Origin of the sequence: Stenotrophomonas maltophilia group sp. Smal17, from assembly GCF_030237045.1 — a bacterium.
Lineage (GTDB): Bacteria > Pseudomonadota > Gammaproteobacteria > Xanthomonadales > Xanthomonadaceae > Stenotrophomonas > Stenotrophomonas forensis.
Genome location: NZ_JASJSU010000134.1, coordinates 1 through 8,731 on the forward strand (window position 1 = coordinate 1; position 8,731 = coordinate 8,731).

The 8,731-nt window shown below is 66.6% G+C and carries 7 protein-coding genes; 3 read left to right on the plus strand and 4 right to left on the minus strand.

Annotation, left to right across the window (positions count from 1 at the left end; all coding sequences use genetic code 11):
- Positions 1 to 438: 438 nt before the first annotated feature.
- From QRO93_RS20510 to QRO93_RS20520, 3 genes are all read right to left on the minus strand, one after another.
- Complete coding sequence (locus QRO93_RS20510) at positions 439 to 1,053, minus strand: RluA family pseudouridine synthase (protein ID WP_164088068.1); 615 nt, start codon at positions 1,051 to 1,053, stop codon at positions 439 to 441.
- Between the two features lie 85 nt (positions 1,054 to 1,138).
- The gene (locus QRO93_RS20515) at positions 1,139 to 2,125 is read right to left on the minus strand and encodes a malate dehydrogenase (RefSeq protein ID WP_004153634.1); all 987 of its coding nucleotides are present in this window, start codon (positions 2,123 to 2,125) and stop codon (positions 1,139 to 1,141) included.
- Between the two features lie 118 nt (positions 2,126 to 2,243).
- Entirely contained in the window at positions 2,244 to 2,735 is a 492-nt protein-coding gene (locus QRO93_RS20520; protein WP_004153629.1) for a peptidylprolyl isomerase, read from the minus strand.
- A gap of 272 nt (positions 2,736 to 3,007) precedes the next feature.
- On the opposite strand from QRO93_RS20520, the gene typA reads away from it, so the two are divergent.
- Genes typA through QRO93_RS20535 form a run of 3 tightly spaced genes read left to right on the plus strand, consistent with a single transcriptional unit; the run spans position 3,008 to position 6,998 of the window.
- Positions 3,008 to 4,855: a translational GTPase TypA gene (gene typA / locus QRO93_RS20525; RefSeq protein WP_049456418.1), complete on the plus strand. Its 1,848-nt coding sequence runs from the start codon at positions 3,008 to 3,010 to the stop codon at positions 4,853 to 4,855.
- A gap of 11 nt (positions 4,856 to 4,866) precedes the next feature.
- On the plus strand, positions 4,867 to 5,334 hold the full coding sequence (locus tag QRO93_RS20530) for a DUF2127 domain-containing protein (protein ID WP_005415426.1): 468 nt from the start codon (positions 4,867 to 4,869) through the stop codon (positions 5,332 to 5,334).
- A 41-nt stretch (positions 5,335 to 5,375) separates the two neighbouring features.
- Positions 5,376 to 6,998, plus strand: a complete 1,623-nt coding sequence (locus tag QRO93_RS20535; protein ID WP_053448884.1) for an amidase — start codon at positions 5,376 to 5,378, stop codon at positions 6,996 to 6,998.
- Between the two features lie 63 nt (positions 6,999 to 7,061).
- On the opposite strand, the gene QRO93_RS20540 is transcribed toward QRO93_RS20535, so the two are convergent.
- Positions 7,062 to 8,201: a mechanosensitive ion channel family protein gene (locus tag QRO93_RS20540; RefSeq protein WP_180878927.1), complete on the minus strand. Its 1,140-nt coding sequence runs from the start codon at positions 8,199 to 8,201 to the stop codon at positions 7,062 to 7,064.
- Positions 8,202 to 8,731: the final 530 nt, after the last annotated feature.

The following is an 8,731-nucleotide window of genomic DNA, read 5'->3' on the forward strand; positions in this document are numbered from 1 at the left end:
CCCCCCCCCCCCCCCCCCCCCCCCCCCCCCCCCCCCCCCCCCCCCCCCCACCCCGCCTTCGACAGTTTTCCGCGATCTGTCGGAACGGCACTCTGCTCTGGTGGGTGTCGACCTTGGTCGACACGGTAGATCCACGCCATGCGTGGATGAATCATTCGATATCTGACAGATGTGTCGACCAAGGTCGACACCTACCAACAGCCGCGCGGAACCACGGCCGCAAATACCAACAGCCGCGGAAAACTGTCAGAGGTGGGGCGGTGTCGGAGTGCGGGGTGTCAGCCGCATGGATGCGGCTGCCAAGCCCCCAGGGATGGGTTCACGGCGTCCCCGCACTCCGACACCGCCCCGCCAACCCGCGGATAGCCCGCTTTTGACGTTGACGTTGACGTTGACATTGATTCTGCAGGTGCAGGGCTGCAAGCCCTGCCGCCCCACCTAGAACGGCGTCGCGGACTCGAACGCGAGTGCTTCGCCTGTCACCGGATGGGTGAACCGCAGGCTGCTCGCATGCAGATGCACCCGCTGCGCAGGCGCGGCGTCATACAGCACGTCACCCACGATGGGATGGCCAATGCTGGCCATGTGCAGCCGCAACTGGTGGCTGCGACCGGTGACCGGTTCCAACTCCATGCGGGTGCGCTGCGCTTCAACATCACGTGCCAGCACGCGCCAGCGCGTCAGCGCCGGCTTGCCGCGTTCGTGATCGACCATCTGCTTCGGCCGGTTCGGCCAGTCCACGATCAACGGCAGGTCCACTTCGCCGGCCTCGCCTTCGAGCAGCCCCTGCACCACCGCTTCATACCGCTTGCTGACCTGGCGCTGCTCGAACTGCATCGACAACGCCGCCTGCATCTCCTTGCCACGCGCATGCAGCAGCAGGCCGGAGGTCACCTGGTCCAACCGGTGCACGGTCAATGCATCCGGGTACAGCGCCTGCAGGCGCGCGACCACGCAGTCCTGGTTCTCGGCGCTGCGGCCGGGCACGGACAGCAGGCCGGCCGGCTTCTCGGCCACCAGCAGCGCGTCATCGAAGTAGTGCAGGTGGATCATGGGGTTCCGTATCCGTCCAAACAAAAACGGGGAAGCCGAAGCTTCCCCGTCTTCTGCGTACCGACCGGAGCCGGTACCGCCTGCATCAGCCCAGCAGGTGGGCGACGCCGGCGCGCTCTTCTTCCAGCTCGGCCAGGGTCTTGTCGATGTACTTCTGGCTGAAGTCGTCGATCGGCAGATCCTTCACCAGGGTGTACTTGCCGTTCTCGGTGGTCACCGCGAAGCCGAAGATCACGCCTTCCGGAATGCCGTAGGAGCCATCGGACGGCACGCCCATGGTGACCCACTTGCCGTTGCTGCCCAGCACCCAGTCACGCACGTGGTCGATGGCAGCGTTGGCGGCCGAAGCAGCCGAGGACGAGCCGCGGGCTTCGATGATCGCCGCGCCGCGCTTGCCGACGGTCGGGATGAAGGTGTTGGCGTTCCACTCCTGGTCGTTGATCGCATCGGCGATCGACGCACCATCGGCGGTGGCGAAACGGTAGTCCGGGTACATGGTCGGGCTGTGGTTGCCCCACACCACCAGCTTCTCCATGCCACCGACCGGCTTGCCGAGCTTGGTCGACAGCTGGCTCAGCGCGCGGTTGTGGTCCAGGCGCAGCATGGCGGTGAAGTTTTCCGGCTTCAGGTCCGGGGCCGACTTCATGGCGATGTAGGCATTGGTGTTGGCCGGGTTGCCGACCACCAGCACCTTCACGTCACGGCTGGCCACCTTGTTCAGCGCCGCGCCCTGGGCGGTGAAGATCTTGGCGTTTTCCAGCAGCAGGTCCTTGCGCTCCATGCCCGGGCCGCGCGGACGCGCGCCGACCAGCAGGGCGATGTCGGCGTCCTTGAACGCGACTTCGGCGTCGTCGGTGCCGACCATGCCGGCCAGCAGCGGGAAGGCGCAGTCTTCCAGTTCCATCATCACGCCCTTCAGGGCGGCCTGGGCCTTGTCGACCGGCAGTTCCAGCAGCTGCAGGATGACCGGCTGGTCCTTGCCCAGCATTTCGCCGGAGGCGATGCGGAACAGCAGGGCATAACCGATCTGGCCGGCGGCGCCGGTCACGGCAACACGAACGGGTGCTTTCATGGGGGTTTCCTCTTGCTTGCAAGCGTTTGATGGGACGCCGCGGGCGTGGCCACGCAGGCCTGGCGGGCGGCGGGGAACAGGGAAACGGCCACCCATGGGTGGCCGTTTCGAAGGGGGATCAGGCGGCGAGGTGCTTGTTCCACTCCGCCACGCGCTCGGCCTGGGCGGCCAGCACGGCGTCGACGTCGCCTTCCAGGGTGATCGAATGGATCACGTCGCCCTGCTTGACCGAATCGACGATGGCCTGGCCTTCCAGGACCTTGCCGAACACGGTGTGGCGGCCGTCCAGCCAATCGGTCTTGATATGGGTGATGAAGAACTGGCTGCCGTTGGTGTTCGGGCCGGCGTTGGCCATCGACAGCGAGCCGACCTCGTGCTTCACGCCGTTCTTCTCGTCTTCGAACTTGTAGCCCGGGCCACCGGTGCCACGACCCTGCGGGCAGCCGCCCTGGATCATGAAGTCGGCGATCACGCGGTGGAAGATCAGGCCGTCATAGAAACCGTGCTTGACCAGGTTCACGAAGTTGGCCACGGTCAGCGGCGCCTTGTCGGCGAACAGCTCGACCTTGATCGGGCCCTGGGTGGTGTCGAAAGTGGCGATGAGGGACATGAAGATCCTTGATGCAGAGGGGAACGCGTCTAGCCACCTAGTTTACACCTGCCTCGTGGCGGCGGCGGCTTCGACCATGGGCGCAGATCCCGGCTTCAGCCGCCGGATGGGCAGCCCAGCCACCGGCGCCAGGCAGCCTCGACCGCAGCGGCGGGACCCAGCTGAATGGGCCCCATGACCGGCGTGAAATCCACCTTTTCGCGAATCGTCAAGTTCGACGTATAATGTTGGACTTCTTTTTCCAAATCCGGCGCCGACTGGCCCCCTTTCGTATGTCCATCGAAAATCTTCGCAACATCGCCATCGTCGCCCACGTCGACCATGGCAAGACCACCCTGGTCGACCAGCTGCTGAAGCAGTCCGGCACCCTGTCCGAGCGCACCGTCCTCGCCGAGCGCGTGATGGACAGCAACGACCAGGAAAAGGAACGCGGCATCACCATCCTGGCCAAGAACACCGCCATCACCTGGGAAGACAAGAAGACCGGCATCAAGAACCGGATCAACATCGTCGACACCCCCGGCCACGCCGACTTCGGTGGTGAGGTCGAGCGCGTGCTGTCGATGGTCGACACCGTGCTGATCCTGGTCGACGCGATGGACGGCCCGATGCCGCAGACCCGCTTCGTGACCCAGAAGGCCTTCGCGATGGGCTTCAAGCCGATCGTGGTGGTCAACAAGGTCGACCGCCCGGGCTCGCGTCCGGAGTGGGTGATCGACCAGGTCTTCGACCTGTTCGACAAGCTCGGCGCCACCAATGAGCAGCTGGACTTCCCGATCGTCTACGCGTCGGCCCTGAACGGCTATGCCGGCCTGGAAGACACCGTGCGCGACGGCGACATGACCCCGCTGTACGAAGCCATCATGCAGCACGCGCCGAAGCCGGAAGTCGATCCGGAAGGCGCCTTCCAGATGCGCATCAGCCAGCTGGACTACAACAACTTCGTGGGCGTGATCGGCATCGGCCGCATCCAGCGCGGCACCCTGAAGAAGAACATGCAGGTCGCGGTGATCGACCGCGAAGGCAAGAAGCGCAACGGCAAGGTCGCGCAGGTGCTGGGCTTCCTGGGCCTGGAGCGTATCGAGCAGGACACCGCCGAAGCCGGTGACATCGTCGCCATCTCCGGTATTCCGGAGCTGACCATCTCCGACACCCTGTGCCACCCGGACACCCCGGAAGCGCTGCCGGCACTGACCGTCGACGAGCCGACCATCTCGATGACCTTCCAGGTCAACAACTCGCCGTTCGCCGGCAACAAGGACCTGTCCGGTGGCAAGTTCCTGACCAGCCGCCAGATCAAGGACCGCCTGGACCGTGAAAAGGTCCACAACGTGGCCCTGAAGGTCGAACAGCTGGAAGACGCCGACAAGTTCCTGGTCTCCGGCCGTGGCGAACTGCACCTGTCGGTGCTGATCGAGAACATGCGTCGCGAAGGCTACGAGCTGGCCGTGTCGCGCCCGGAAGTGATCATCAAGGAAATCGACGGCCAGATGATGGAGCCGATCGAGCAGCTGGTGGTGGACATCGAAGAAATCCACCAGGGCGGCGTGATGGAAAAGCTGGGCACCCGCAAGGGCCAGCTGAAGAACATGGAGCCGGACGGCAAGGGCCGCGTGCGCCTGGAATACTCGATCCCGGCCCGTGGCCTGATCGGTTTCCAGAACGAGTTCAAGACCCTGACCCAGGGTTCGGGCCTGCTGTTCCACGTGTTCGACCATTACGGTCCGAAGGAACAGGGCGCGATTGCCAAGCGCATCAACGGCGTGATGATCGCCAATGCGCCGGGCACCACGCCGGCCTACTCGCTGGGCCCGCTGCAGGAACGCGGCAAGCTGTTCGCTGCTGAAGGCGACAACGTGTATGAAGGTCAGCTGGTCGGCATCCACTCCAAGGACAACGACCTGACCGTCAACGCGATCAAGACCAAGCCGCTGACCAACATGCGCGCTTCGGGCAAGGACGATGCGATCCAGCTGACCCCGGCGATCAAGTACTCGCTGGAACAGGCCCTGGACTTCATCGAAGACGACGAGCTGGTCGAGATCACCCCGAAGGAGATCCGCCTGCGCAAGAAGTTCCTGACCGAAAGCGACCGCAAGAAGGCTTCGCGCGGCGGCTGAGCCAGCACCCCGTGAACCAGAGCGGCTACAACCCGGATCCGCACCGGCATCCGGGTCTCCACGTCATCGCCCTGCTCGAAGCGAGCAAGGCGATGCTGGCGCTGTTGGCCGCCACCGGGCTGGAAGTGCTCGGACCGCAGCCGCTGCGGCACGGCATCATGGTCCTGATCCGGCGTTTCAGCCTGGATCCGGACCATGGCACCCTGCCCTCGCTGCTGCACATGATCAGCCCCGACGCGGTGCACCTGGCCGCGGCGGGGATGATCGGCTACGGCCTGCTGCACCTGGTCGAAGCCTGGGGACTGTGGCGGGCAAAGGCCTGGGCCTCCTGGCTGGGCTGCCTGACCGCCTCCCTGTACCTGCCCTTCGACATCTTCGCGATCATCCGGCACCCGGGTTGGCCGTCGTGGACGATCCTGGCGATCAACCTGATCGTGGTCTACGTCCTCGCCCGCGACCTGCGCAAGCGCCATCGCTGAGCAGCGGCTACACTGGGGATTGGAGCCGACCAAGCCGCCCCATGCGCCCGTCCTTGCCGCCTCTGCTGACCTGCCTGCTCGCCGCGCTGCCTGCGCTGCTTTCGGCTGGCTGCAGCCCGGCCACGTCCAGCGCGCATGCGGCCGAACCTGCGAGCCGCAACGTGCCGTTCCCGTACGCCGAAACCGATGTCGCCGATCTGCAGGCGCGGATGACCGCCGGTGAGCTGGACAGCACCACCCTGACCCAGGCCTACCTGCAGCGCATTGCGGCCCTGGACCGCACCGGGCCGCGCCTGCGCGCGGTGATCGAGCTCAACCCGGATGCCCTGAAGGAAGCCGCAGCGCGCGACCGCGAGCGCCGCGATGGCCGCCTGCGCGGGCCCCTGCATGGCATTCCGCTGCTGCTGAAGGACAACATCAACGCCGCGCCGATGGCCACCAGTGCCGGCTCGCTGGCCCTGCAGGGTTTCCGCCCGGACGACGCCTACCTGGTGCGTCGGCTGCGCGACGCCGGCGCGGTGGTGCTGGGCAAGACCAATCTCAGCGAGTGGGCCAACTTCCGCGGCAACGACTCGATCTCGGGCTGGAGCGCGCGCGGTGGCCAGACCCGCAATCCCTATCGACTCAGCCACTCGCCCTGCGGCTCCAGCAGCGGCAGTGCGGTGGCCGTGGCCGCCAACCTGGCCAGCGTGGCGATCGGCACCGAGACCGACGGCAGCATCGTCTGCCCGGCGGCGATCAACGGTGTGGTCGGCCTGAAGCCGACGGTTGGACTGGTCAGCCGCGACGGCATCATCCCGATCTCGTTCAGCCAGGACACCGCCGGGCCGATGGCACGCAGTGTCGCCGATGCGGCGGCCGTGCTGACCGCGATCGCCGGCCGCGACGACGCCGACCCGGCGACTGCGACCATGCCCGGCCGCGCGGTCTATGACTACACCGCGCGGCTGGACCCGCAGGGCCTGCGCGGCAAGCGCATCGGCCTGCTGCAGACGCCCCTGCTGAAATACCGCGGAATGCCGCCGCTGATCGACCAGGCCGCCGCCGAGCTACGCCGTGCCGGTGCCGTTGTGGTGCCGGTGGAGCTGCCCAACCAGGGCGCCTGGGCCGAGGCCGAACGCCTCGTGCTGCTGTACGAATTCAAGGCAGGGCTGGAGCGCTACTTCAGCACCCACCACGCGCCGCTGCGCAGCCTTGCCGACCTGATCGCCTTCAACCAGGCACACGCCAGGCAGGAGCTGGGCCTGTTCGGCCAGGAGCTGCTGGTCGAGGCCGACGCCACCGCCGGGCTGGCCGACCCGGCTTATATCCGTGCACGCAGCGATGCGCGCCGGCTGGCTGGCCCGGAAGGCATCGATGCCGCCCTCGCCGCGCAGCAGCTCGATGCCCTGGTGGCACCGACCACCGGTGTGGCATGGCCGATCCGCAGCGAAGGCGACGACTTCCCGGGCGAGAGCTACAGCGCCGCGGCTGTGGCGGGCTATCCCAGCCTCAGCGTGCCGATGGGCCAGATCGACGGCCTGCCGGTCGGCCTGCTGTTCATGGGCACCGCCTGGAGCGAGCCCAAGCTGATCGAGATGGCCTACGCCTATGAACAGCGCACCCGCGCGCGGCGGCCACCGCACTTCGATACAGACGCCCTGATCGACGCCGGCGAGCCGTGATCCGGTAGTGCCGGCCGCTGGCCGGCAACCCATCATCCCGCAGATGCCGGCCAGCGCCCGGCACTACCGGTCCGGGGATTCCACCGGCACGATCGCCGCCTCGCCATCCTCCGCGCCCGGCGACCGCACATCCGCAGTCCGCGTACGCGGTCCCCGTGGCATGTCCAGCTCATCATCGTGCTGCACACGTGCGCGCACCTGCGGCAACGACTGCGGGTGTTCGCGCGCGAGGAAATCGAGCATGCGTTCGCGCACCAGGCAGCGCAGGTCGAAGGCATCGCCGGAGCTGCGCGCGCTGACCAGCAGCCGCACCTGGATCGCACGCTCGCTGGTCTCGGTCACCTGGGTCACGCAGACCCGGCCATCCCACAGCGCTTCACCGCGGCAGATCCGCTCCAGCTCGGTGCGGATCGCTGCGATCGGCGCCCGGTAGTCCAGCCACAGGAAGGCCGTGCCAAGCAGGTCGGCACTGCGCCGCGTCCAGTTCTGGAACGGGTTCTCGATGAACCAGGTCAGCGGCACCACCATCCGCCGCTCATCCCAGATGCGTACCACCACATAGCTGCTGCCGATCTCCTCGATGCGGCCCCATTCGCCTTCAACGATCACCACGTCGTCCAGCCGGATCGGCTGCGTCACCGCGATCTGCAGGCCGGCGATCAGGTTGCCGAACACCGGCTTGGCGGCGATACCGGCAACCAGACCGATCAGGCCGGCCGATGCCAGCAAAGCAGTGCCGATCTTCTGCACCATCGGGAACGTGAGCAGCACCAGCGATGCCCCCAGCACGATGATGCCGCCCATCAGCACGCGGCTGAGCACCCGCGTCTGGGTCTGGATGCGGCGGGCTTCGAGGTTGTCGGAAACATCGATGGGGTGACTGCGCAGGATAGCGCGCTCGCCGGCGGCCACCGCCCGCACCAGCAACCAGATGAAGCACGCGGTCAGTGCGATATGCAGCATGTGCTGCAGGTTGCCGAGCATTGGGTCCTGCAGCGGCGTCGCCTGCAGCGCGGGAATCAACAGCAGCAGCGGCCAGGCGGTGGCCAGCGGCAGCCCGAGCACGCGACCGATGCGCGCACGCCGCCGATCGCGCCCTTTCAACCGGTGGTAGATCCACAGGATCAACCACGCGCCAATGCCACCCACCAGCACCGCCGCCCCCAACGGCCATGCATAGGCCTGTGCGCTTTCCCAGTGCACGGTTGCCACCTCCACTCGAACCGCAAGCGGACAGCCTCGCGCATGGCGCATGAGCGTCACGTCAGTCGTTCGTAAGGAGGGTGTTGATCGGCAGGGCTTGCAGCCCTGCACCTGCTACAAGCCGAAGCAACAGCAACAGCAACAGCAACAGCCGAAGCAGAAGCGGGTTTCCTGTGGGATGGCGGGATGGATCCGGTTGCGGGAGACGCCGTAAACCCATCCATGGGGGCTTGGCCGCGGCATCCATGCCGCGGACACTCCCGCAACCGGACCCACCCCGCCTTCGACAGTTTCCCGCGATCTGCCCCCCCTTTTGTAGAGCCGAGCCATGCTCGGCTGCTGTTCGATCAATTCTCGAAATATTCGATCTCCATGGAGATTCATCCACGCATGGCGTGGATCTACTGGCGACCGGCCAACTGTCGAAGGCGGGGCACTGTGGGTTTGCGGGGTGTGAGCCGCATGGATGCGGCGACCAAGCCCCCATGGACGGGTTTACGGCGTCCCCGCAAACCCACAGTGCCCCGCCA

Excerpts from the sequence above, each read along its gene's own strand:
- QRO93_RS20510 (WP_164088068.1), bottom strand. The coding sequence starts at position 1,053 with ATGATCCACCTGCACTACTTCGATGACGCGCTGCTGGTGGCCGAGAAG.
- QRO93_RS20515 (WP_004153634.1), bottom strand. The coding sequence starts at position 2,125 with ATGAAAGCACCCGTTCGTGTTGCCGTGACCGGCGCCGCCGGCCAGATC.
- QRO93_RS20520 (WP_004153629.1), bottom strand. The coding sequence starts at position 2,735 with ATGTCCCTCATCGCCACTTTCGACACCACCCAGGGCCCGATCAAGGTC.
- typA (WP_049456418.1), top strand. The coding sequence starts at position 3,008 with ATGTCCATCGAAAATCTTCGCAACATCGCCATCGTCGCCCACGTCGAC.
- QRO93_RS20535 (WP_053448884.1), top strand. The coding sequence starts at position 5,376 with ATGCGCCCGTCCTTGCCGCCTCTGCTGACCTGCCTGCTCGCCGCGCTG.